Genomic DNA, 22,285 nt, shown 5'->3' on the forward strand with positions numbered 1-22,285 from the left:
ATCAGGCAGATCACGGTCATGATCGCCGAGTTGTTCCTCTCCATCCAGAGCTTGAGGCCGTCGAGGATGTGCTTGGAGCGCTCCTTGAGGGCGAAGTAGAGCACGACCGGCGCTCCGGTCCCGAACGCCCGATCACAACGAAGACCGCGAGTGCCGCGGCCTGTGCGCCGGCTGAGGTGTCCGTGCGCGCGATCGCCGCCGCGGCGATCACGAGCAGCAGGTTCTTCGGGTTGAGAGCGGACGGCGCGATCCCGAGTGCTCCCGCCGTGACGGGTGGGAAGGAGTCGACCGTGTGCATCCACTTCGGCAACGACACCTCCTCGTCGCCGCGCGCCCGGCCGCGCCGCTCCGACGCCGTACGACGGAATCTGACCGATCGCCTCGCCCACGGCCGTCTACCTCACGCCGGTTCGACCTCGCCCGGCCGCCAGCTCTGGTCGAACCAGCTTTCCAGCGGACCGTAGAGTCGCAGGACGACGAACCATCCCTTGCCGGGGACCGTCTGGATCCAGTTCGCCTCCCTGCCCGGTGGCGCGGTCGGGCCGAAGTGGATGACCGTGTCGCCGCTGTCCTCGGCCTGCACGGCGTCCGAGAGGCTGTTCACGCTCGGGTAGGGGTTGTCGGTGCGCAGCAGCGACCGAGTCTGGGGGTCGTAGACGTCAACGGCCCAGAAGTTCTTCGCCGGGACGCCCTTGGGAAGGGTGAGCGTGTAGCTCTTCTCGCCGTCGAGCCAGGCGCCGGTGGTGTCCTCTGCCGTGTAGGCGTACTGCGATCCGGCCCCGACCGCCGCCGTCGCCATCGCCGGCGTGATCACGAGCGCCCCATGGTGGAACACGGCGCGAGCGTCCAGCAGGCGCGCACCCTGCGGCGAGAGGAACTCGTGGCTTCCGGAGGGGAACATGTTCTTCCACGAGCTGCCCGGGTAGTAGTAGAAATCCGGGTCGCGCGGTTTGAAGGTCAGCGTCCGCACGAGGCCCGATCCGACCCGCGCGGCGGTGTCGAGGATCGAGCGCATGCGGTCGTCCGGTCGAAAGGGCTTGCCGGGCACGATGCCGATCGAGGCGAGCTGTCCCGCGCGCTCGGGGTCGAGTGCCTCGGGCGGTTCCTGCTGAACGATCTCGTCGACCTCCCCGAAGAACGAGAAGTCGTTGGCGGGGACCGCATTGAAGACGGAGTCGGCAAAGTTGACGAAGCGCTGCTCGGGCGGGTCGGCCGCGGCCGAGAGCGGGTACATCCGCGTCTTGAGCAGGCTCTCGACACCCCCCAGCACGCGGAGCGCCGCCCAGCAGGAGAAGGTCGGCGGCCGCGAGACGAAGTAGCCGTCCGGGACGTCGCCGTCATGGCCGGGGGGCAGGAAGAGGTACTTGCCTCCTTTGCCCTCGTCGGGTCCGGCGATCCCCATGTCGGCGACGTAGCGCTGCCACAGGTCGTCGACGACACTCAGCGAGCCCCCCGGCACTTCGATCACTGTCGGGCCGTCCTGATCGAGCGCCAGGAAGGCCAACCCGTACGCGGTTTCGGTGTTCGGCGTGAGCATCAAGGGTGCCGAACTGCACCGCGGGGCCGTGTAGCCGATCGTGCGGGAGCCGATACCGAGGCTCCGCAGCCCGCGCCGCATCGCCACCATCGCGGCGCCGGGCAGGCAGTTGAGGAAGACCTCGATCCCGCGCAGCAGGTCGAGCGCGTCATAGCTCCGGGTGACCGTGTCGGGCAGGGGCAGGCCGTCGAAGAAGTCCATCGCGCCGAAGACCGCCTCCAGCCGGTCCGGGACGCTGATCGACGCGAGGGTCTCAGCTGATATGCCCGGGCTGGGCGCGTCGCTCACGTGAGGCACCGCGTTCCCTCCTAAAGGGTCCTTCCTTGAGAACTGCGTTCCAGTCGTTCTTCACGCCGACGATCGTCCGCTTTGCGGCACCGCCGTTCCAGCTCCCCGGCGGGCTCGTGCTCATGGCCACCTCACCGTCCGGACCGTCACTCCTTCGGATCGCCGCCACGCCAGGTCAGTCCACCGCCTCGACCTCGCCCGGCCGCCAGGTCTTGTCGAAGAACGGCCGCAGAGGGTTGTAAAGCCGCAGGACCACGAACCATCCCTTGCCCGGCACGGTCTGGATCCAGTTGCCCTCCGGCACGCCGCCCGGCCGGTCGGGTCCGAAGTGCACCGTAGTCGTGCCGTCCGCGTCGGCGGCCGCCGCCGGGGTCGGATAGTCCTGGCTGCCGGCCCGGGGGAAGCGTTGCGGCGTGGAGAGCATCGAGCGGGTCTGGTTGTCGTAGACGGTGCACGACCAGAAACGGGCGGCGGGAATGTCCGGCGGAAGCACCAGACGGTAGTGCCCGCCCCCGTCGAGGGCCCGGTCCTGCCGGTCCGCGAACGCGAACAGGTACTGCGAGCCGATGCCGGGCAACGGCGCGGTGAACGCCGGGCTGATGCCCACGCCCAGGTACCACCACCAGGTCCGCAGGTTGAGCTTGCGGGCGCCGTCGCTCGTACGGAGCTCGACGCCCCGGTCGGTGATGTCCGGGGGCGGTGTCATGAAGTCGTAGCCGGACACGAGCAGGCCGTTGATCCACTGGGAGGACGCGCCGTAGAAGTGCGCCCCCTCCTCCGGGCGCGGGTGGCAGGCGAGGGTACGGGCCGTCGCGTTCCCCACCGCGGCCGCCTCGGCGAGGATCTTCCGCATCCGCGGATCCGGCTGGAAGGGGCGGCCCTTGACGATCCCGATCGCGGCCAGCGCACCGGCGATCTCGGGATCGAGCGCCTCGGCCGGCTGATCGTGCACGAGCTCACTCGCGAGGTCGAAGTATGTCGAGTCCCCGGGTGGGACCGTGTTCACGGCGAACCCGGTGCCCTCGACGAAGCGCGGCGGGTCGGGCCTGCGGAGCGCGGCGGTCCACGTCTGAGCGGTCCACGGCAACGGCGGGGCCGTTCCCCCTGTGACGATCTCCCCGATGCTGGTTCCGAAGAACCCGGGGACGTAGCGGTGGATGCGCAGCCTCTCCTTGATGCGCTCGACCGCCGGCTTCGGGTCGTCGCCCTCCAGGAACGCTCGCCCGCCCAGGACGAGCCGCGTGGTGCGGGTCGGCTGTGCGAAGAAGCCGCCCTCCGGAAGAGGACCCTCATAACCGGGCGGCACGAAGAGGTATTTGCCGCCGGCCCCGCGATCCGGCCCGGCCATACCGGGATCCGCGACCCAGCGAAACCACATGTCATTGACGAAACAGAGGGAGAGGGGCGGCATTTCCACTACCAGTGGCCCCTCAGTCAGGTCGAGGAACGTCACGAAATAGACGGTGTCCGCGTTCCCTGTCAGCAAGAGCGTCTCGGAATCCATGAACTCCGAGAAGAGCAGGACATCGTGGTCTCTGATCCCGGCTTCAAGGAAGCCCTTGCGCGCCGCCCACGCATTGACCCCGGAGTACGCGTCGAGGAACCCGCGGACGGCGTGCACATAGTCCAGATGGTCGTAGACGCGGTCGGCGGTCTCGCCGGTGGGCCTGCCCAGCGGGAATTCCAGAGTGCCCAGATGCGTCTCTACCCGCTCGGGAGTCGAGAGCGACTTCATGACCTGAGGCGAGATCCGTCCGGCTTGCTGCAAGGCATCGCTCCGTTCTCGGGAGAGGTCTCCTCTCGACCACGAGCCGTACCTGCCGCAGACCACCACTAAACGTAATTTCCTCAGTCATTAGTTTCATATTACTCGGCAGGCTGTGGGGATGCCGAGCCCGAAGCTTGAGCCAATGGTGTTGTCGGAAGAAGAACGCTCGGAGTTGACCGAGTGGGCCAGCCGGCGGAAGACCGCTCAGGCGCCGGCGCTGCGGGCACGGATCGTGTTGCCGTGCGCGGGAGGCGGCACGATGGGACGGGTCGCCGAACAGGCGGGGACCTCGCTGGAAGCCGTCCACCCACCCGCAGTTCGTGGACAGAGTCGGCGATGTGGCCGGGCTGTCTCACATCTGCCGGTCATGCCCGCCGCACCCGCGCGGATGACGCACGATTCTGTGCGGCACGGCACCACCGGCTTGTTCGCCGCGATGGACATCGGGACCGGCTCGGTGATCGCCTACGCCACCAACAAGACCGAGGCCGTGGACAAGTGGCTGATCCGGCGCCCCGCTTCCACCTGCACGGCGTATGGTCGGACGGCGGCGACCGGTCCAGTTCCAGGGATACCTCGGCAGGCGGAATTTGAGTGATAGCCGGTTGGTCAACGCGCCGGTCGCTCCTGGACCCGCTCGTGCGTTCCGGCCCCCGGTGTCCGGGGGCCGGAACGCACGAGGAGTCTGGTGTCGCCGACTGTCTGAGGAGCGCTTGTCTACCGGAAGAGGGAGACCGGCTCGGTCGTGAAGTAGTCTCCATTCGGGTCTGCCGCATTGTTGAGATCGACGAAGACGTGGGTGGCGCCTGGGAGCACGTTCTCCCTGACATTGGCCTCGCCATTACCGTATTCGTCGGTGGTCACCGTCCCGGCGCTCCCCTGGCAGTCGGATGTCCCGAGAGACGGCCCCAACTGGATGAGCCTGATGGTGTAGGTGGCGTTGGGTGCGGCTCCCTGGAGCACGACCGTGGTCACGATCATGTTCGAGCCGGTCCTCCTGACGACGGAGAACCCGAAACTCTGGGTCAGCGTGGGGCCGATGGGCATCCCCAGACAGTCCCTGTTCTGGCGGGTGAGCGCGACTTTTTGGGCCGGGACGGCGCCGTTGTCAGGGTCTTCGGCGGGACCCAGTGCGGGGGCGGTCCGGGAGACCTGTGCCTTGGACGCGCTCAGCGGCACGGAGGTGGCCCCCAGGCCGGGGAGACGCCCCCGGCAAGTCCGAGTGCGAGCGCCAATCCCGGCACGAACATGAACCTTCTGGCACGAGCTTGATACATGACCTTCCTTTCTTCCCAAAGAATCCGCTGTCGTCAGGGGAGGGCACGTCGAACCCGCTTCTGGATTGATGTCGCCTCACCTCACCTCCCACCGTACGAGTGGCCAAATTACTTGACAACCAAGATTGCCCCCTTGTTTTACATAACTCGGCGGCTATGTCCACATCCAAGGAGCCCCGCACGGACGTCCTAGATCAGCAAAAGCCGGCGGAAATACCTCACGATAATCCGATTGAGGTATTTTTGAGCATTCGTGGCGAAATTCGCGTTCTGCGGGGTCGCCGCACGTGAGGCGGGGGTGGCGCCAGGGGCGAAAATTCTCGCCCGACTGTTCGCCCGCAGCCCCGTGTGCGGCCTACCGGGCGACGGATCGTTCGGGACCACAGCGGGCAGGATTATGGCATCTCTCAGCCTGGAGGAATCAAATTCCTTTTTGCCTTCTCCCCAGAGTGGTCGAGCATCCAGCAAATAACGATCTTTGATTTCGCGATTCCATCGGGTCCGCTGGTCCCGTCGGCTTGTCCGATGGAAGGGTGAGCAGGCGCCGGGCGGCCTGCCCGGCTGCGTGTCATGTTCCGGATCGCCGTCTGGCCGGCGTGCCGGCGGGGGTGGGGAGGCGCCGTCGCAGCCTGGAGGCGGGGGCGCCGCCGACGGTAGTGCCGAAGGGCTGGACGCCCGCTCGTCGGTACGACCGCGAAACCGCGTTTGCGGAGGAGACGCGGATGATCGAGGCGCTTGTGGCGGCGGTCGCCCTGGGGTTGCTGGGCCATGTCCTGCTCACCCTGTGGCTGATGACGTACACGTGGAACCATCCCGAGCGGATGGCGGCTACACGGGGGCCGAGGTGTTTTCGTGCGCCCGAGCTGGGTTTCACGGTCCTGCTGCCCGCGCGGGATGAGGAGGCGGTGATCGCCGAGACGGTGCGGAAGGTGGCGGCGGTCCGCTATCCGAGCGGCCTTCTGGAGGTCCGGGTGATCTGCCACGCGGACGACGAGTCCACCATCGACGCCGCCCGCGCCGCGACGGCCGGCTGCGAGCTGGTGAACGTATCCGTTGAGACGTTCGGCGGGACTCCGGTGAACAAGCCGCGCGGTCTCAATGTGGGTCTGGCCGTATCAGAAAATGAGGTGGTATGTGTCTTTGACGCCGAGGACGACATCCATCCCGACATCTTCAATGTCGTCAACACGGTGATGCTCGACGAGCAGGTCCCCGTCGTCCAGGGAGGAGTCCAACTGGTCAATATGCTGGACCGCTGGTTCTCCATTCACAACTGCCTTGAGTACTACTTCTGGTACAAGAGCCGGCTTCACTTCCACGCCGGAGTGGGAATGATCCCGCTTGGGGGGAACACCATCTTCCTGCGGCGTGGCCTCGTGGAGCGCGTGGGGGGCTGGGACGACAGATGCCTCACCGAGGACGCCGACATCGGCATGCGCATCAGTGCCCTCGGCGTTCCCATCCGCGTCGCGTACGACCAGGAGTGGGCCACTCGGGAAGAGACACCGGTCACCGTGGGCGCCCTTGTCAGACAGCGCACCCGGTGGCATCAGGGATTCCTCCAGGTGCTGGGGAAGGCGGACTGGCGGCGGGTCCCCGGGTGGCGGCGCCGCGCCCTCGCGCTGTTCACCTTCGCCCAGCCGCTGATCGACGCGGCCGTGATGTGCACCCTGCCACTGGCCATCGTGGGCCCCTTCTTCGGCGGCCCCTTCCTCCACAGACCGCCCGTCTATGTCGCGCTGCTGTCCTTCGCGCCGCTGTACGGGCTTCTATTGCAGATGGTGACGCACATGGTGGGAGCGCGCATGTTCGCCCGGGACTTCGGGCTCAAGCTGCCCGCGACCACCCTTTGCCGATTCCCCCTCACCCATCTGCTCTACCAGTTCCTGCTGGGTGCCGCCGCTGTACGGGCAGTGGCCCGCCACCTTTACCGGCGGACGGACTGGGAGAAGACCGAACACGTGGGAGCCCACCGTTCGCAGACCGTGCCCGTGTGCCAGGCCCCCGGTCCCGCTGTGGAAGGACCGGCCGACGTTCCCATACCCAGCCTCCCCTCGGCCGCCTCTCCCCGCTTGGAGAGCGACGCATGACCACCGTTCCCTCGTCTGGCGGCACCGACCTGATCCCACGACGGCCGACGGGTTCCCCCCAGCGGCGCGGCCGTACGGCGCCACTGCAAATCACCGCCGTCACGGCCGTGGTCGTACTCAATGTCGCGGTGCTGGGCTACAACGCTCTGCACTACCCGTACCTTGAGAACGACGAGGGGACCTACGTTTCCCAGGGCTGGGCCGTGTTCGCCCAGGGGCGCCTGAGCCCCTACACCTACTTCTATGACCATCCCCCGGGTGGATGGCTCCAGATCGCTGGATGGCAGGTGCTCACCGGCGGGGCGGACGGCCTGTTCGGCCATGGGATCGCGTCGGGCCGGATCTTCATGCTCGCCCTGCACGCGGGGTCGACCCTCCTCGTCGTCGCCACCGGCCGCAGGCTTACCGGCAGCCTGGGGGCCGGCCTGCTCGCAGCCCTGGTCTTCGGTCTGTCCCCCTACGGCATCGAGTTCCACCGCCGTGTGCTGCTGGACAACATCGCGGCCTTCTGGATGCTGGCCGCCTTCCTTCTGCTGCTCTCCATGCCTCTGCGGCTCAGCCGGGTCTGGCTGAGCGCCGTGGCGCTCGCGGTGGCCGTCTGGTCCAAGGAGATCGCCGTAACCGTCCTTCCTGCGCTGGCGGTCCTGACCGCCCGGCGGGCCGCCCCCCATGCTCGGTGGCTGTCCTTCTGGACGTGGCTGACCCTGTGCCTGTCTCTGATCTCCCTATATCCGCTGATGGCCCTGCTGCGCGGAGAGCTGTTCCCCTACGGGGAGCTGCTGGGCGGACGCCGTCCCCATGTCAGCTTGCTGTGCGGCCTGCAGTGGCAGGCCAGCCGGAGCACCGACGGCGGCATCGCGGACTTCGGCAGCGGGTTCTGGCAGAACGCCATCCACTGGGCGTCGGAAGACCCCGTCGTCGTTATGGGCGGCACAGCCGCAGCCCTTGCCTGCGTCGTCCTTGTCCGCCGGGACCCTGGACTGTCCATGCTGGGGTGGCTGATCTTCTCGTTCTGGCTCTTCCTGGGCAGGGGCGGGCTGACCCTCGGCTTCTACCTCGTCCCGCTGCTGCCCTTCCTCGCCCTCGCCCTCGCGGCGGTCACCTGGCGGGCTGCCAGAGCGGCGGGAGACCGGGTGCCCCGCCAGAAAGGCCCGGTCACGGCGGTCCTGCGCTCGGTCGTGGCACTCGGTTGCGCAGGGCGCTCGTCCTCCAGATCGCCCGGCCGGGGAAACGGGAATGGTGGCACGCTCAACCCGCAGATGGGCAGCAGGCGGCCGTCGACTGGGTCAAGACGCACATCCCACCGGACAACAAGATCATCATTGACATGTACATGTACTCCTACCTCCACGACCCGCACGACCCCGTACAGCGGCCTTTCCCCCAGGCCCACTACTACTGGAAGGCCGAGTTGGACCCCGCCGTCAGGCAGGTCTTCCACAACGACTGGCGCGAGGTCGACTACATCATCGCCACACCCCAGCTCATGCAAGACACCCAGGAGATGGGTTTCCCTCTCGTCCGCCAGGCCCTGGACCACTCCCGATCGGTCGCCCGCTTCGACACGGGGCTGCCCGTCGACGTCCGCGAGGTCGATCCTGGGGTAACGACAAGCGGGTTCACCTGGAAGAAGCCGGCCCCTCCACATGAGCCTGGGTGCATGAGTCGCACGTGACGCCGACCGAGTCGATCGCGCGGCACGACCAGTCCAGCTCACCGCGCGTCCAGCTCGTCCAGCACCAGGCGGTGCGGCTTGGCCCACACCCGCGCGGCCGTCCACTCGGTGAAACGCCGGTGCGCGGTAGGGCCCGGCGGCCCGAACACCGGCGGCATCCGCGGCCAGGTGCAGCCGGTGGTCGCCATGAAGATGATCGCCGCCAGCACCGCACGATCCCCGCACCGGCGCCGATCACCGCCCTGCGGCCGCCTCGGAGCGGACGGTCTCGCGGCGCACTTTCGGGCGGTCGATCGTCCGCGCTCTCGCGGCCTGTCCGCGTGGGGCGGTGCCAGCGAACCTGGTGCCACGAGTCCGCGGCAGGACGGAGCGTCCGCCGGAGGGAGATGGCCCCAGTGAATGTGAAGGAGAACGTGAAACTGGCCATTGTGCGCCAGTTCGGCCACCCGCGGGGGGCGGTCGGGAGCATCGCAGGCTGGGTGATGGCGCACCGCGGCTCCAACGTCGAGCGCAATCGGTGGGTCGTCTCCCTGCTGGACGTTCAGCCGGGGCAGCGGATCCTCGAAGTCGGATTCGGGCCGGGCGTGGCCATCGCCGAGACGGCGCGCCGGGTGGGATCCACCGGGCACGTCTACGGCATCGACCGCTCCGAGGTGATGCTCCGGCACGCGTCCCGGCGCAATGCCGCCGCCGTCCGGTCCGGCCGGATCACGCTCGCTCAGGCGTCGGTCGAGGCGCTGCCCTCCGGCTTCGAGGGCCCCTTCGACGCCGTGTACGCCGTCAACTCCATGGGGTTCTGGACGTCACCGGCCGAACGGCTCACGGAACTGGGGCGGCTGCTGGCACCGGGCGGACGCATCGCCATCGCCACGCAACCGCGCGGCGCGGATGGCACGCGCGACCCCGTCCTCGCCGCCTGCGAGCGGATGGAGATGCTCGAACAGGCCGGGCTCACCGGCATCAGGTCCGACACGCTCCCGCTCGACCCGCCCGTGGTCTGCGTCATCGGCGTCAAGCAGACCGCCGCCGGTTCCGGCGGCTGATACGAGCCCGGTCAGCCGTCGCGGAGCATCTGGGCGACGAAATGCGCGCGGCTGGGCGAGTTCACCTTGTGCAGGATGGCCGAGACATGCCGTTTCGCGCTGTGCAGGGAGATCCCCAGCCGGACCGAGATCTGCCGGTTGCTGAGCCCCTCCAGGAGCAGGGCGATGACGTCGTGCTCGCGCGGGCTGAAGTAGGGCTGGACGCGCGGCGGCGGCGCCTCGGTCGTCCTGACGCGTTCGAGCAGGTAGTTGCCGACCTGCAGCGGCATCGGCAGCTCGCCGGACATCACGGCGTGGAGCGTGCCAACAAGCGTCGTCGCCGTGGTGTCGTGCAGCATGAGGTAGCCGTCGGCGTTCGTCCTGGCGGCCCGCTCCAGGTCCTCCGGTTCCGCGCTGGCGACCAGGCCCAGAAGGCGGCAGGAGGGGAACCTGCTCCGCAAATGCCGGGCGACGTCGGCGTCAGAGCCGACGATGCAGATGTCGGGTTGCCACTCGCCGCCGCGCACCTTCGGCGAGACGAGCAGCTCGTCCAGGTCGCAGTGACATTCGAGATCTTGAATCCCACCGAGCCGTTCGAGTATCGCTGCCAGGCCACTGCGGATGAGTTCACGCGGTTCGACCACGGCGACATCCACTGGATCCCCCTCCCGTACCTTGCCCTCCTGAACTCGATCGTGCACTTTCGTAATCACCCGTGTCAAGAGCGATCTACATCGCGTTCGCGGCAACCGGCGACGATTCCTCAGCGTGTCCGGCTTCGTCACTTTCCGTTATTGCGGTCGAGCTGTTTTCGCCACCCGAAATTCGCCATTTGGAAACAGGGTCCGGGGGCGCCGGATTAATTGCGTCCAAGCCCGAAACCCCCTCCGGGACTCTCGTTATACCAGATGGAATGTCAGCGCCACCGAGAGGCCCCCATGGGTGAGCGGCCGCACGCGCGGCCTCACCGGGCCGCCGGCCGGGAGGAGACTGCGTCGCGGGACGAGCCGGTGTCGTCGCATCCGATGAGTTCGTGCCGGTCATCGGCCTGTCCCCGCGGGACGACCCGCCCGGGCGGGCCGCGTTGGCCGCGGCGATCGGGAGGGCGTGCGAAACCCCGGATTTTTCACCGCCGTGGGTCACGGGGGGCCACGCGAGTTCGCGGAAGAATGTTTCAGACAAGCCGTGAATTATTCAGGGCCTCCAAAGCTGAGCAGGCACGCAGGGCGAACAGGGCCGGCGTGTCAGGACTCCGCCGCATGGGTCTGCACGACGCCTTCGGGGCACACACGACGGGCGGTTTGAGTGAGGCGGAACGCGCGAACTCGGCGACTATCCGTCCACCTGGAAAGTCGCCGATATATGACTGGAAGAACCCACCGGATTCACCGCGACATAGTATGAGCGAATGGCCGCGATAGCACGGCCGTCAACCGACATCATGCGTTTGTTCGCGCTCGCACCGGAGTTGCCGGGGGGCTTCTTCGACGACAAGTTCGACAACCATGTGTCGTGCTTCTCGCGAACTATTACCAGCCTCAGTTCGAGGCACCGCCGCCGGGACGTGTCCGGCGGGAGGCGCACGCCGGCTGGGGCAGCCTGGCGCGGTGACCGGAACGCCGGACGTCGACTGCGACACCCCGCACTCGCCGAAGCGCCGCACCAGGTCGGCGACAACGGCCTTCGCCGCCCCGCTGCGCAGGTTGAACTGCGAGTCGGCGCCGAAGGCCCCGCCGACGAATGTGTCGCCGTCCCATACGCCGCGCCGGTCGGCCCGGTGTGGCGGTTCTGGGCGGGACCACCCCCTGGTGGCGGGCGGCGTCCTCGTGGCGGCCGCGAGCGCCCTGGCCCTCCCGGTCCCCCGCGTCGTGACGTTCGGGTCCGAAGCTCTGACCGGCCACGGCCGCCCCGTGTTTGCCATTCCCGCAAGTTTTGTGGCCCCTCCCGCTCACGGGAACCGATCGTGGTTTCCATGACGCAGAAATTCGATGTCGCGGTGCTCGGCGGCGGTGCCGCCGGGCTGAGCGGGGCAGTGTCGCTGTGCCGGGCTCGGCGTTCGGTGGTCGTGGTCGACGCGGGGCCGCCGCGCAACGCGCCCACCGACGCCGTGCATGGGTTCCTCTCCCGCGACGGGATCAGCCCGTTCGAGCTCGTCGAGATCGGGCGTGCGGAGGTCAAGCACTACGGCGGGCTCATGCTGCGTACCACGGCCGTCGCGGCGCGCCGTACCGACCGTGGGTTCGAGGTGACCCTCGACGACGGCCAGATCATCACGGCGCGGCGGTTGCTGGTGACCACCGGCCTCACCGACGAGCTGCCCGGCATCCCGGGGATGGCGGAGCGCTGGGGACGCGACGTGGTGCACTGCCCGCACTGCCATGGCTGGGAGCTGCGCGACCGGTCCGTCGGCGTCCTCGCCACTCACACCGAGTGGGCCGTGCGCCAGGCCCTGATGTTCCAGCAGCTGACACCGGAGGTGACCTTCTTCCAGCACACCGCGCCGGCGCTGACCGAACAGCAGGTGGCCCAGCTGAGCGCCTGGGGCATCCGCGTGGTCACCGGGCCCGTGGAGTCGCTGGAGGTGGCCGATGACCGGATCACCGGCCTGCGGCTGGCCGACGGGACGGTCGTGGCCTGCTCGGCGGTGACCGTCGCGCCGCGGCTGGTGGCCAACTCGGCGGTGCTCACGGGCCTCGGTCTCAAACCGACCGCACACCCGATGGGCGTCGGCGAGTCGATCGCGGCCGACCCGGCAGGGCTGACGGAGGTGCCCGGCGTATGGGTCGCCGGCAACGTCACCGACGTCATGGCGCAGGTGATGAGCTCGGCCACCGGCGGGGCATCGGCGGCCGCCGCGATCAACGCCGACCTCATCGCCGAGGACACGAAGCTCACCCTCCGCGTGCTGTCGCAGGACTACTGGGAGGAGCAGTACGCGTCGGGGAAACGGGCCTGGAGCGGCAAACCCAATCCGCAGGTGGTCGCCACAGCCACCGGCCTCCCGACCGGCACGGCACTGGACGTCGGCAGCGGCGAAGGCGCCGACTCGGTCTGGCTCGCCTCGCGCGGATGGACGGTCACCGGCGTCGACGTTTCCCAGGCCGCGCTGGACCGAGCCGCCCGGCACGCCGCCGAGATCGGCGTGGACATCACGTGGCGGCAGGCCGACGTCACGGCATGGGATCCCGTACCAGCGCAGTTCGACCTGGTGTCGGCGCAGTACCTGCAACTGCCCCGGCCCGCGCGCGATGCGCTGATCCGCCGGCTGGCCGCGGCCGTCCGCCCGGGCGGGACGCTTCTCATCGTCGGCCACCACCCGGCCGACCTGGAGGTCCCGACGCTGCGGCGCCCGCGCCTCCCCCACCTGATGTTCACGGCCGAAGAGATCGCCGCCGTGCTGGACCCGTCCGAGTGGGACGTCACCGCCTCGGCCCCGGAGCGCCCGGCCACCGACCCGGACGGACAGCAGATCACGCTCACCGACGCCGTCCTGCGCGCGGTACGGCGCGCCACCGGCTGACGGCCGCGACGACGAACGCCATGAGGACGATGACGAAACGCGCAACGGAAGGCGGGAGGAGTCGATCATGATGGACAGCGGGGCGGTAGAGCGGATCGACACGCTGGTGATCGGGGGCGGCCAGGCGGGGCTGGCCACGAGCCACCACCTGACCGAGGCGGGAGTGGACCACCTCGTCGTGGATCGGCGGGACCGGCTCGGCGGGGGCTGGCTCGATCGATGGGACGAATTCTGCCTGGTCCTCCCGAACTTCACGCTCCTGCTGCCGGGGATGCCGTACGACGGCGACGACCCGGACGGCTTCATGGCGCGCGACGACGTGGTGAAGCATCTGTCGCAGTACGCGTCCGTCATCGGCGCCCCGGTCCGGTTCGGCACCAACGTGACCCGGCTGGCCGCCACGGACGAGGGCCTCGTGGCGCACGCCGACGGTACGACCTTCCGGGCGCGCAACGTCGTGCTGGCGACCGGACCGTACCCGCGGCCGAAGATCCCGGCCGCGGCCGGAAAGATCTCCGGTGATATCCAGCAACTGCACTCCAACGACTACCGCAGGCCCGGGCAGCTGGCCGACGGGGCCGTGCTCGTGGTCGGCTCCGGGCAGTCCGGCGTGCAGATCGCAGAGGAGCTGCACCGGGCGGGCCGCGAGGTCCACCTGGCGGTCTCGAAGGTCCCCGCCGCTCCCCGCCGTTACCGGGGCCGCGACCTCGGCTGGTGGCTGCTGAAGGTGTATCGGCACGGCCCGGAGGTGGGCGTGGAGATGAAGCTCCCGTCGCCGGCCGCACGGTTCGCCCCCAACCCGATCGTGTCCGGCCAGGGCGGCGGCCACAGCATCGACCTGCGGCGGCTCGCCCGGGAGGGCATCCGCCTGTACGGCCGGCTGGAGTCGGCGGACGGCACGACGGTGCGTTTCAGCGACGACCTCGCCGACCGGCTGGTGTTCATCGAGACCCAGTTCGACAAGACGCAGCGGCGGCTGTTCGAGGCCTACATCGCGGCGGCCGGGATCGACGCGGCGACCGACGACCGTCCCCCACCCGGCGACTCGCCCGCCCCGGCCACCAGCACGGAACTCGACCTCGCCGCCGCCGGAATCGGTTCCGTGGTGTGGGCGACCGGCTACCGGCTCGACTTCGGCTGGGTGGATCTGCCGGTGTTCGACGAGTGGGGGTACCCGCAGCACACCAGGGGCGTCACCACCCACCCCGGGCTCTACGCGGTCGGGCTGCCCTGGCTGCACTCTGCGGGGTCGTCGGTGTTCGCCGGGGTCGGCCCCGACGCCGCGCATGTCGTGAAGCACATCGTCGACCGTCAGGAGCCCTGTGATGCATGACTCGTATGAGGCCGCGAACCCTCGCCGCTGGAAGGCGCTCGCGGCGATATGCATGGCGCAGTTCATGCTGATGCTGGACACCACCGTGATCAACGTGGCCCTGCCCGACCTCAGCGCCGACCTGGGCCTGAGTCGTGTGGCCTTCACCTGGTCGGTCAGCATCTACGTGCTGTTCCTCGGCGGGCTGCTGCTGCTCGGCGGCCGGCTCGCCGACATCTTCGGCGCGCGTTCCATCCTCCTGACCGGCCTGGTGGTCTTCACCCTCGCCTCGCTGGCCAGCGGCCTGGCGCAGGACGAGAACCTGCTGATCATCGGCCGTATCTGCCAGGGCGTCGGGGCGGCGATGATGTCCCCTGCCGCGCTGCGCGCCGTCACCGGCCTGTTCACCGGCGCCGAACGCAACAAGGCGCTGGGCGTATGGTCCTCCCTCGGCGGCATCGGCTTCGCCACCGGGCTGCTCGTCGGTGGTCTCCTCACCAGCGGCCCCGGCTGGCGCTGGGTCTTCTTCATCAACATCCCGATCGGCGTCGCCCTGCTGGGCGCCATCCGGGCACTGGTGCCAGAGCGCCGGATCGAGGGCGCCGACCGGCACGTCGACGTGCTGGGAGCGGTGACCGTCACCGCCGCCACCGGCTCGCTCATCTACGGCATGATCAACGCCGGTAACCACGGCTGGGCGGATCCCGGCACGCTGGTGCCCATCACGGTCGCCATCGTCTTGTACGGGGTGTTCACGGCCGCCGAACGCATCGTGCGGAACCCCCTGATACGCCCGGGGATGCTGGCGCGCCGTCCGGTCGCGACCGGCACGTTCCTCATGCTCATGGCGGCCGGCGTGGCCGGCGGGGACCTGTTCATCACTTCGCAGTACCTGCAGCACCTTCGCGGCTACAGCGCGCTGGAGAACGGCCTGTTCTTCCTGCCCGCAGCCCTGGCCACCGTGGTCGGTGCCATCACGGGCGGCCGCCTGGTCGGCACCGCCGGCACCCGCCACGTCGCCTTCGCCGCCCTGTCCCTGGTCGCCATCGGCAACGGGCTTCTCATCGGAATGCTGCCGGCGCACGGCAACGTCTACGCCTGGGCTCTTCCCGGCGTCGTCGTGTTCTCGCTGGGCGCCGCCGCGGTGTTCGTCACCGCGACCACCACCGCCCTCGCCGGCGTCGCTCAGCACGAGGCCGGGTTGGTGTCGGCCATCGTCTACACCTGTAATCCGACCGGTGCCGCCATCTTCGTCGCGGTGGGCTCCACCGTCGCCGCCGCGGGTCTCACCAGCACGCCCTCGATCGATGGGTTCACCAACGCCTACACGTTGTTCGCCGCGGTCGCCGCCGTGGCCGCGGTGGTCTCGCTGGTCCTCGCGCCGTCCATGAAGCCGCAGAAGGCCGGCGCCCAGCCCGCGGGCCAGGCCGGGGTCTCGCCGTCCCGCCAATAGGGCTCTTGGCGCAGGTCATGCCCTCGGCCGCCGCTGGATACGCGAAAGCCCGCGCTGCAGCCGCCAGTTGAAGGTGCGCACGTCGACGCCGGCGGCGATGAGCTCGGTCGCGGAGTAGTGCGGTAGCCGGTCAAGGTGCATGTTCCAGCCGAGGTTCGCGCACATCCGAGCGTAACGCTCCGTGGCCATGGCGGGCTCCGGCGCGGTTCCGCCGTCCGGCGCGGGCGAGAAAACGTAGGCGTCGGGGCGCCGCTCGATGCCGAGCATGGCGGCTTGTGCGGCGCAATGGCCCAGATATGCGCGCAGCAGAGTGATCGTCTGTGCGTCGAGCTCGATGCGACGCTGCCGGACGGTGAGCACACCGGTCTCGAAGTCGACATCATCCCAGCGCAGGGCGCACAACTCACCGCGCCGGGCGCCGACGGTCAGGAGGAGCCAGACGAACATGCCCCAGCCGGGGTCGTTTGATGCTTCCATCACGATCGTCGCGGCCTGGGGCCGCGTAGGGGATGACGGGCTTGGCGCAGGCTGCCTGGGGGTCGACATGGAGGCATCGTAAGCAGCGCTCCGCTCCACGTTGAGCTCCATAAGAGCGGAGCTACGCGCGCCATGGTGCGCACTTTCGCGCGGTACATCGTCCGCACCCCCAGGGCTTGTCCACGCTGGGCATGTGTCGTGAACATCGGCCTGACGGCGATCTCGGCGGGAAACGTCGCGATCTTGATGCCACTGCGGAACGAGCCGGAGGTACCGATGACGGACGGCCCCGCGGCCGCGGCACCGACCACCGATGTCATCGTGCTCCCCGGAGCCACGTCTGCCCAAGGCATCGCCAAGGGGGCGGGCGACACCTTCTACTGCGGCGATCTGTACCTTGGCCACATCTTCCGGGGAGACCTCAAGCGCGGAACCGCCGAGCTGTTCATCGAGGCCCCGGAAGGCCGGATGTCCATGGGCCTGTACGCCGATCTCCGGCACGGGTGGCTGTTCGTCGGCGGTGCTCTCGGCTGGGCGTACGTGTACGACATCCAGACCGGCGCGACCGTCGCCACCTACCAGCTCGGCACGATCGGTGATCTGAAAACGACGGTGGTCAACAAGGTCTTCGTCACCCGGCGGGGTGCCTACTTCAGTGACACGTCGAGCGCCGTCCTGTATTTCGTGCCGATCAGCCCGGCCGGGGAACTCGGGCCGGCCAGGCCCTTGCCGGTCACCGGCCCGGCGGCCGACCTCAGCGGCGAGTTCAATCTGAACGGGATCGCCGCACCCGACGCCGGAGAGCCATTGATCATGTCGCACACGGCCAACGGCAGGCTCTACACCGTCGACCCGGCGACCGGTGCCAGCCGGATGATCGAAGGTCTCGACGTGCCCAACGCGGACGGCCTGGTGCTGGAAGGCCGGCGGCTATGGGTGGTGCAGAACTGGTCCAACCAGGTGTCACGGATCCGGCTGAGCCACGACCTGATGTCCGGGACGGTCGAAAGCGTCATCACCCACGACGCCTTCCAGTTTCCGACGACCGCCGTCCCCTTCGGCGACCGGCTGGCCGTCATCAACGCCAAGGCCGACACGGGCGTCCGGCCGACCGCCGACGAGTACGAGGTCGTCATCGTCGACCGTTGACCGGCACGTCACGCGGCACGGACCCGCAGGGGCAGCTCGGCCAGGGATCTGAGGATGTTGTGGGGGCGTGGGCGTAGCGGGCCGGCCAGTTCGAGGGTGCGAGCCTGCCGGGCCAGCGCGTTGAGCAGGATCTCCGCCTCAAGCCGGGCGATCGCCGCGCCGACGCAGGCGTGGATGCCCGACCCGAACGCCAGATGGTTCACGGCCCTGCGCCGAATGTCGAAGCGGTCGGGGTCGCCCCATTCGCGAGGGTCGCGGTTGGCGGCGCCGATAAAGCAGAGGACCTTCTCCTTGGCCGGGATCACCGTGCCGGCCAGCCGCACTTCGCGGGTGGTGGTGCGGAAGAAATGCTGGACGGGAGAGTAGTACCGCAGGGCTTCCTCGAAGGCCGGACGGGCCAGTGCCGGGTCGTCGTGCAACGCCGCCCATTCCCCGGGACAGGTGGCGAGCAAGTACAGCGTCCAGGCGATGGCGTCCATGGTGGAATCAAGGCCCGCCATCACCAGCGAGCGCACCAGCAGACCCGCCTCCTCCTCGGTGGCCTCACCGCGGTCGACGGCGGCGTACACGGCCGCGCCCAGCCCGCCGGCGGCCAGCGAACCGCGCCCGCACTGCTCGATGAACCACTCGTGCAGCGGCATGCCCGCGGCCATCGCCTCCTCGGAGAGCCGATTACGCGGGCCGAACAGGTTGAACGCCATGTCCCCGTACCGGAGCAGCTTCTCCCCCTCCCCCGGGTCCAGCCCGAACGCCTCCGGGAACGCCCGCACCAGATACGCCTGCACCAAATCGGTGACCCCGTCGAACCGCCCGCGCGCCACGACCGCGGTCACCGCCTCCTCGGCGTGTCGCTCGAACTCCGGCCGGAAACGCTCGATCGCCCGTGGCGACAGCGCCCGCGCGGTGATCCGCCGCGGCCGGGCGTGCGCCGGCGGATCCGCTTCCACCAGCAGGCTCGGGGGCCGCCACGGCTCCTCGTTCCAGAAGTTGGCGAGCCCGACCCCCGCGGCCGAACAGAACCTTTCATGGTCCCGCAGCACCTCGTGCACCTCGGCGTACCGGGCCACCGCCCACGCGCGGTAACGCTCCAGGAAGACCACCGGGCCGGCCTTCCGAAGCCGCTCATGGAACGTGTCGGGGTCACGTCGAAAATCCTCGGCGAACGGATCAATGTCCAGGACTGGAACTTCAATCGGCATGGAATTCGACATGACAATAGCGTCGGACACCCCGAAGATGATGTCAATATATGCATGGGCGCGCCGTTCAACCTCAAAAGTGTGAACGATTTACCACTCGAAAGTGCGGACCATGGAGCGCACCAAAGTGTGGTCACCCGCAACCCAAAGTCACACTTCCACCACCTGAGCCACCCGCTTCACACCGCCGCGCCAGAGCGGCGCAAATGCCTCTTTCATTCCAGTTCCATCGCGACTAATCTAGTTACGTCCGGTGGGTGACGGAGGTCAGGAGAGACACGGGGATGGATGTCGCCGTACTTGAGTCGCTGGAAGTCCTTCGCCGCGGACTGGAGGCCATGCTGCGACAACTCGACCGGATCGGCAGGATCGAATGCCATCGCAGCATGGAAGAACTGCTACTCATGGCAAGTAAGGCATACGGCGGCGAATGGAACCCCGACGTCATCATCGTCAGCTGTTGCGCTCCCGACGATATCTCCACCCATGTCCGGACCGCATTCCCGGCGAGCCGCATACTGGAATTGGTCACCAGAGCCGATCCCGAGCACCTCGCCATGGCCGCGAGGACGCACGCCGACGGCTACCTCATGGTGCGCGACATCACGGAGACGACGCTGGACGTCACGCTGCAGGCCCTGATGCGCGGGGAGCTGCCCATACCCGCGCCGATCGCGAGCTACCTCCTTGAGCGCGCCCGGTCGAGTGAGTTTTCACCATCGCCGCACCAGCCCTATTTCAGCCCCCGCGAGCGCGATGTCATTTCCCTGCTCCTGGAAGGACTCAGTAATCAGCAGATCGCCAGCAAGCTGGGGATCTCCGTGCACAGCGCCAAGCGACACGTCTCGGCCGTGCTCAACAAGGTGAACTCACCGAGCCGCGTCCACTTTGTCACCCAAATGCTCCGCGACGACCGGGCGCCGGCCCAGAGATTCTGACAAAATCACGGCTCCGCCCGTGCGGAGATCCCCGCAGCAACAAGGCGGAAGGCGGTGGGAGCCGGGTGGCACCGCAACGGCGAACAGCCCCACCGCCCACCAGCCGGGGTTAACGCCGGCGCGTCATTGTCCGCACTTTTGTGCGGTAGATCGTCCGCACCCCTGGGGCTTGCCCGCACCGGCGTGGTCTCGGAACGTTATTCGTGGGTTCACTATCGCGACTACCGTCCTACGCCCCTCGACGATGGACACCTTCAAGGAAAAATAGGAGCTCCACATGCTCGTACTGGGCCTGGCCGGGCACTTTTCTCCCCCAGACATCGAGCTGGCGCCCAACCTGGGCTACGGATACGCCCATGACGCCGCGGCATGCCTGATCAGGGATGGCGAGCTGGTGGCCGCCGTCGAAGAGGAACGACTCAACCGGGTCAAGAAGACGACCAAATTCCCGATAAATGCGATTCGCGCGTGCCTTGCCACCGCAGGGGTCAAGCCGTCCCAGGTCGATGCCGTGGGACACTACGTACGGGAAGACTTCCTGGACATCGCACTCGGCAATGTGTATGCCGAGAACCCGCGGCTTCCGCTGCGCAGCTCTCGCGAGCTCATCACCGGCCACCTGTCGGGCGAGCTCGGCATCGAAGTGCCGTCCGACCGGCTCCTGTACAGCGAGCATCACGTCTGCCACGCCTTGTCCTCCTTCATCAGGTCGGGCATGAAAGAGGCACTGGTCGTGGTCATGGACTTTCGCGGGGAACTGCACTCGACCACGATATTCCGAGGGCAGAACGAGCGGCTCGAAAGGCTCGCGACCTACAACCTTGAGCAGTCGCTCGGGAGATTCTACGAAAATCACATCAAGCTGCTCGGTTACCGGCTCGGTGACGAGTACAAGGTCATGGGCCTGGCGCCGTACGGCGACCCCGCCACCTACCGCGACCTCTTCAGCTCGATGTACACGCTGCGGGACGGCGGCGATTTCGACCTGCGCACGGATCCCAACACCTTCCTGCTGAACGGCTTCCTGCCGCGCCGAGAAGGCCAGGAGTTCACCCGGCAGCACCGTGATTTCGCCGCCGGCCTCCAGCACGCCCTGGAGGAACTCGCGATGCACGTGATGTGCCACTGGGCGGAACACACCGGGCTGGCCCGCCTGTGCTTCGTGGGCGGGGTCGCGCACAACAGCAGCCTCAACGGCCTGCTGCTCCGGTCGGGAAGGTTCGAGGAGATCTTCGTCCATCCCGTATCGCATGACGCCGGCGCGGCCGAGGGCGCCGCGCTCGGGGCCGCCCACCTGCTCGGGCCGTCCCGGCCGCAGCCGCGCCTGCGGTCCGCCAGTGTGGGTCCCGGGCTCGGTACCGCCAGCGAGATCGAGAAGCAGCTGGCGGCCTGGGGCGGGCTCGTCGAGTACTCACAGCCCGCGGACATCGTCGCGGAGAGCGCGCGGCTGCTCGCCGGCGGATCCGTACTGGGCTGGGCACAGGGACGCTCCGAGTACGGGCCCCGGGCGCTTGGCAACCGCAGCATTCTCGCCGACCCGCGGCCGGCCGAGAACAAGCAGCGAATCAACTCCATGGTGAAGAAGCGCGAGGCCTATCGCCCCTTCGCCCCAGTGGTGACCCAAGAGGCGGCGGCGGAATACTTCGACATACCGGCACAGACGAAGGCCAACTACGAATTCATGTCCTTCGTGGTGGACGTGCGCGAGAGCCGGCGGGCGGAACTCGGGGCGGTCACCCACATCGACGGCAGCGCACGGCTGCAGATCGTCGACCCGGACGCCAACCCCCGGTTCCACCGCCTGGTCCGCGTGTTCGGCGAGCTGACCGGGACGCCGGTGCTGCTCAACACCTCGTTCAACAACAATGCCGAGCCGATCGTGCAGGACGTGCGCGACGCGCTGACCTGCTTCCTGACCACCGGAATCGACGTCCTGGTCGTCGAAGACTTCCTGGTCTGCCGGCGGCGGGACCGGGAGCCCGCGTTCGACAACCTGATTCCCGAGTTCCGGCCGGTGGCCCGGCTCGTCAAGCGAGTCAGGAACACGGTCTCCCGGACGCGGGACGTGGTCTACGAAATCTTCATGGACGTTCCGTTCGGCGCTGGAACGGAGATGTCCGCCGACGCCTTCGCCGTCCTGGAGGCCGCGGACGGGGTGCGCTCCCTGGCATCGCTCGCGGAGGCGGTGGGCGGCCTCGACGCGGACATCAGGGGCGAGCTGTACCGGCTTTGGCAGGGCAGGTTCTTCCTGCTGCGGCCCGAGTGACCTGACCCACGGCGGCTGATGGCCTCCCGTCCCGGAACGGGAGGCCGTCCTCGTGCTTACCGATGAGCTCAGCCGTTGTTGCGCCGCTGCTCGACCATTCGGTCGATCTCGCCGACGCTGGCAGCGGACTGGAGATCCTCCTCGCTGATCGCCAGACCGAACCGCTCGAACAGGCTCATGGACAGCTCTACTATCGTGAGCGAGTCGAAGCCCGCGTTCTCCAAGCTGATTTCGGGACGCAAGGCCGCTTCCTCCAGCTTGAGCTCGTCCACCAGAATCCGCTTGAGCTCCTCGTTCACCTTGGCTCCCTTTCC

18 protein-coding genes and 1 pseudogene are annotated in these 22,285 nt (G+C 68.3%); 10 read left to right on the forward strand and 9 right to left on the reverse strand.

All coding sequences use genetic code 11. The features are described from left to right. Positions 1-16: 16 nt before the first annotated feature. From ACQP1N_RS27500 to ACQP1N_RS27510, 3 genes are all read right to left on the reverse strand, one after another. Positions 17-298, reverse strand: coding sequence for a hypothetical protein (locus ACQP1N_RS27500; protein ID WP_433232822.1), 282 nt, complete (start codon positions 296-298; stop codon positions 17-19). Positions 299-400: 102 nt separating this feature from the next. Next, positions 401-1,825, reverse strand: coding sequence for a DUF1254 domain-containing protein (locus tag ACQP1N_RS27505; RefSeq protein WP_433227476.1), 1,425 nt, complete (start codon positions 1,823-1,825; stop codon positions 401-403). Between the two features lie 175 nt (positions 1,826-2,000). After that, entirely contained in the window at positions 2,001-3,560 is a 1,560-nt protein-coding gene (locus tag ACQP1N_RS27510; protein WP_433227477.1) for a DUF1254 domain-containing protein, read from the reverse strand. A gap of 151 nt (positions 3,561-3,711) precedes the next feature. On the opposite strand from ACQP1N_RS27510, the gene ACQP1N_RS27515 reads away from it, so the two are divergent. After that, positions 3,712-4,191: a hypothetical protein gene (locus tag ACQP1N_RS27515; RefSeq protein WP_433227478.1), complete on the forward strand. Its 480-nt coding sequence runs from the start codon at positions 3,712-3,714 to the stop codon at positions 4,189-4,191. Between the two features lie 119 nt (positions 4,192-4,310). Here ACQP1N_RS27515 and ACQP1N_RS27520 read toward each other — a convergent pair whose 3' ends face one another. Continuing rightward, the gene (locus tag ACQP1N_RS27520) at positions 4,311-4,772 is read right to left on the reverse strand and encodes a hypothetical protein (RefSeq protein WP_433227479.1); all 462 of its coding nucleotides are present in this window, start codon (positions 4,770-4,772) and stop codon (positions 4,311-4,313) included. 820 nt (positions 4,773-5,592) lie between these two features. On the opposite strand from ACQP1N_RS27520, the gene ACQP1N_RS27525 reads away from it, so the two are divergent. Both ACQP1N_RS27525 and ACQP1N_RS27530 read left to right on the forward strand, forming a co-directional pair. Further along, complete coding sequence (locus tag ACQP1N_RS27525; RefSeq protein WP_067798188.1) at positions 5,593-6,960, forward strand: glycosyltransferase; 1,368 nt, start codon at positions 5,593-5,595, stop codon at positions 6,958-6,960. Positions 6,961-7,067: 107 nt separating this feature from the next. Continuing rightward, positions 7,068-8,567 (forward strand): ArnT family glycosyltransferase, encoded by a 1,500-nt coding sequence (locus ACQP1N_RS27530; RefSeq protein WP_433227480.1) that lies wholly within the window; start codon positions 7,068-7,070, stop codon positions 8,565-8,567. Between the two features lie 66 nt (positions 8,568-8,633). Here ACQP1N_RS27530 and ACQP1N_RS27535 read toward each other — a convergent pair. After that, positions 8,634-8,901: pseudogene (locus tag ACQP1N_RS27535) on the reverse strand (transposase); the annotation flags it as partial. 147 nt (positions 8,902-9,048) lie between these two features. Between ACQP1N_RS27535 and ACQP1N_RS27540 the strand changes: the two are divergent. Further along, complete coding sequence (locus ACQP1N_RS27540; RefSeq protein ID WP_433227481.1) at positions 9,049-9,678, forward strand: class I SAM-dependent methyltransferase; 630 nt, start codon at positions 9,049-9,051, stop codon at positions 9,676-9,678. 11 nt (positions 9,679-9,689) lie between these two features. Here ACQP1N_RS27540 and ACQP1N_RS27545 read toward each other — a convergent pair whose 3' ends face one another. Next, a complete protein-coding gene (locus ACQP1N_RS27545; RefSeq protein WP_433227482.1) occupies positions 9,690-10,301 on the reverse strand; it encodes a LuxR C-terminal-related transcriptional regulator in 612 nt (203 codons plus the stop codon). 1,328 nt (positions 10,302-11,629) lie between these two features. Between ACQP1N_RS27545 and ACQP1N_RS27550 the strand changes: the two genes are divergently transcribed. From ACQP1N_RS27550 to ACQP1N_RS27560, 3 genes are all read left to right on the forward strand, one after another. Then, a complete protein-coding gene (locus ACQP1N_RS27550) occupies positions 11,630-13,177 on the forward strand; it encodes a methyltransferase domain-containing protein (protein ID WP_433227483.1) in 1,548 nt (515 codons plus the stop codon). A gap of 67 nt (positions 13,178-13,244) precedes the next feature. Beyond that, complete coding sequence (locus tag ACQP1N_RS27555; RefSeq protein ID WP_433227484.1) at positions 13,245-14,510, forward strand: flavin-containing monooxygenase; 1,266 nt, start codon at positions 13,245-13,247, stop codon at positions 14,508-14,510. Beyond that, a complete protein-coding gene (locus tag ACQP1N_RS27560) occupies positions 14,503-15,942 on the forward strand; it encodes an MFS transporter (protein ID WP_067798173.1) in 1,440 nt (479 codons plus the stop codon). The genes ACQP1N_RS27555 and ACQP1N_RS27560 overlap by 8 nt, the downstream gene beginning before the upstream one ends. Positions 15,943-15,957: 15 nt before the next feature. On the opposite strand, the gene ACQP1N_RS27565 is transcribed toward ACQP1N_RS27560, so the two are convergent. Next, the gene (locus ACQP1N_RS27565) at positions 15,958-16,530 is read right to left on the reverse strand and encodes a site-specific integrase (protein ID WP_433227485.1); all 573 of its coding nucleotides are present in this window, start codon (positions 16,528-16,530) and stop codon (positions 15,958-15,960) included. Positions 16,531-16,695: 165 nt separating this feature from the next. Here ACQP1N_RS27565 and ACQP1N_RS27570 point away from each other — a divergent pair, with 165 nt between their 5' ends. Next, positions 16,696-17,568: a hypothetical protein gene (locus ACQP1N_RS27570; protein WP_433227486.1), complete on the forward strand. Its 873-nt coding sequence runs from the start codon at positions 16,696-16,698 to the stop codon at positions 17,566-17,568. An 8-nt stretch (positions 17,569-17,576) separates the two neighbouring features. On the opposite strand, the gene ACQP1N_RS27575 is transcribed toward ACQP1N_RS27570, so the two are convergent. Continuing rightward, positions 17,577-18,767 (reverse strand): cytochrome P450, encoded by a 1,191-nt coding sequence (locus tag ACQP1N_RS27575; protein WP_433227487.1) that lies wholly within the window; start codon positions 18,765-18,767, stop codon positions 17,577-17,579. A gap of 284 nt (positions 18,768-19,051) precedes the next feature. Here ACQP1N_RS27575 and ACQP1N_RS27580 point away from each other — a divergent pair, with 284 nt between their 5' ends. Together ACQP1N_RS27580 and ACQP1N_RS27585 are read left to right on the forward strand one after the other, a co-directional pair. Beyond that, the gene (locus tag ACQP1N_RS27580) at positions 19,052-19,705 is read left to right on the forward strand and encodes a LuxR C-terminal-related transcriptional regulator (RefSeq protein ID WP_433227488.1); all 654 of its coding nucleotides are present in this window, start codon (positions 19,052-19,054) and stop codon (positions 19,703-19,705) included. 277 nt (positions 19,706-19,982) lie between these two features. Beyond that, complete coding sequence (locus ACQP1N_RS27585; protein ID WP_433227489.1) at positions 19,983-21,971, forward strand: carbamoyltransferase family protein; 1,989 nt, start codon at positions 19,983-19,985, stop codon at positions 21,969-21,971. 68 nt (positions 21,972-22,039) lie between these two features. On the opposite strand, the gene ACQP1N_RS27590 is transcribed toward ACQP1N_RS27585, so the two are convergent. Beyond that, positions 22,040-22,270 (reverse strand): acyl carrier protein, encoded by a 231-nt coding sequence (locus ACQP1N_RS27590; RefSeq protein WP_433227490.1) that lies wholly within the window; start codon positions 22,268-22,270, stop codon positions 22,040-22,042. Positions 22,271-22,285: the final 15 nt, after the last annotated feature.

This window comes from Actinomadura formosensis, assembly GCF_050948385.1.
GTDB lineage: Bacteria > Actinomycetota > Actinomycetes > Streptosporangiales > Streptosporangiaceae > Spirillospora > Spirillospora formosensis.

What these genes read in the sequence shown, in the direction of transcription:
- ACQP1N_RS27500 (WP_433232822.1), bottom strand. Translation starts at nt 298, where the DNA reads ATGCACACGGTCGACTCCTTCCCACCCGTCACGGCGGGAGCACTCGGG.
- ACQP1N_RS27510 (WP_433227477.1), bottom strand. Translation starts at nt 3,560, where the DNA reads ATGAAGTCGCTCTCGACTCCCGAGCGGGTAGAGACGCATCTGGGCACT.
- ACQP1N_RS27515 (WP_433227478.1), top strand. Translation starts at nt 3,712, where the DNA reads ATGCCGAGCCCGAAGCTTGAGCCAATGGTGTTGTCGGAAGAAGAACGC.
- ACQP1N_RS27525 (WP_067798188.1), top strand. Translation starts at nt 5,593, where the DNA reads ATGATCGAGGCGCTTGTGGCGGCGGTCGCCCTGGGGTTGCTGGGCCAT.
- ACQP1N_RS27550 (WP_433227483.1), top strand. Translation starts at nt 11,630, where the DNA reads ATGACGCAGAAATTCGATGTCGCGGTGCTCGGCGGCGGTGCCGCCGGG.
- ACQP1N_RS27555 (WP_433227484.1), top strand. Translation starts at nt 13,245, where the DNA reads ATGATGGACAGCGGGGCGGTAGAGCGGATCGACACGCTGGTGATCGGG.
- ACQP1N_RS27560 (WP_067798173.1), top strand. Translation starts at nt 14,503, where the DNA reads ATGCATGACTCGTATGAGGCCGCGAACCCTCGCCGCTGGAAGGCGCTC.
- ACQP1N_RS27565 (WP_433227485.1), bottom strand. Translation starts at nt 16,530, where the DNA reads ATGGAGCTCAACGTGGAGCGGAGCGCTGCTTACGATGCCTCCATGTCG.
- ACQP1N_RS27570 (WP_433227486.1), top strand. Translation starts at nt 16,696, where the DNA reads ATGACGGACGGCCCCGCGGCCGCGGCACCGACCACCGATGTCATCGTG.
- ACQP1N_RS27575 (WP_433227487.1), bottom strand. Translation starts at nt 18,767, where the DNA reads ATGCCGATTGAAGTTCCAGTCCTGGACATTGATCCGTTCGCCGAGGAT.
- ACQP1N_RS27580 (WP_433227488.1), top strand. Translation starts at nt 19,052, where the DNA reads ATGGATGTCGCCGTACTTGAGTCGCTGGAAGTCCTTCGCCGCGGACTG.
- ACQP1N_RS27585 (WP_433227489.1), top strand. Translation starts at nt 19,983, where the DNA reads ATGCTCGTACTGGGCCTGGCCGGGCACTTTTCTCCCCCAGACATCGAG.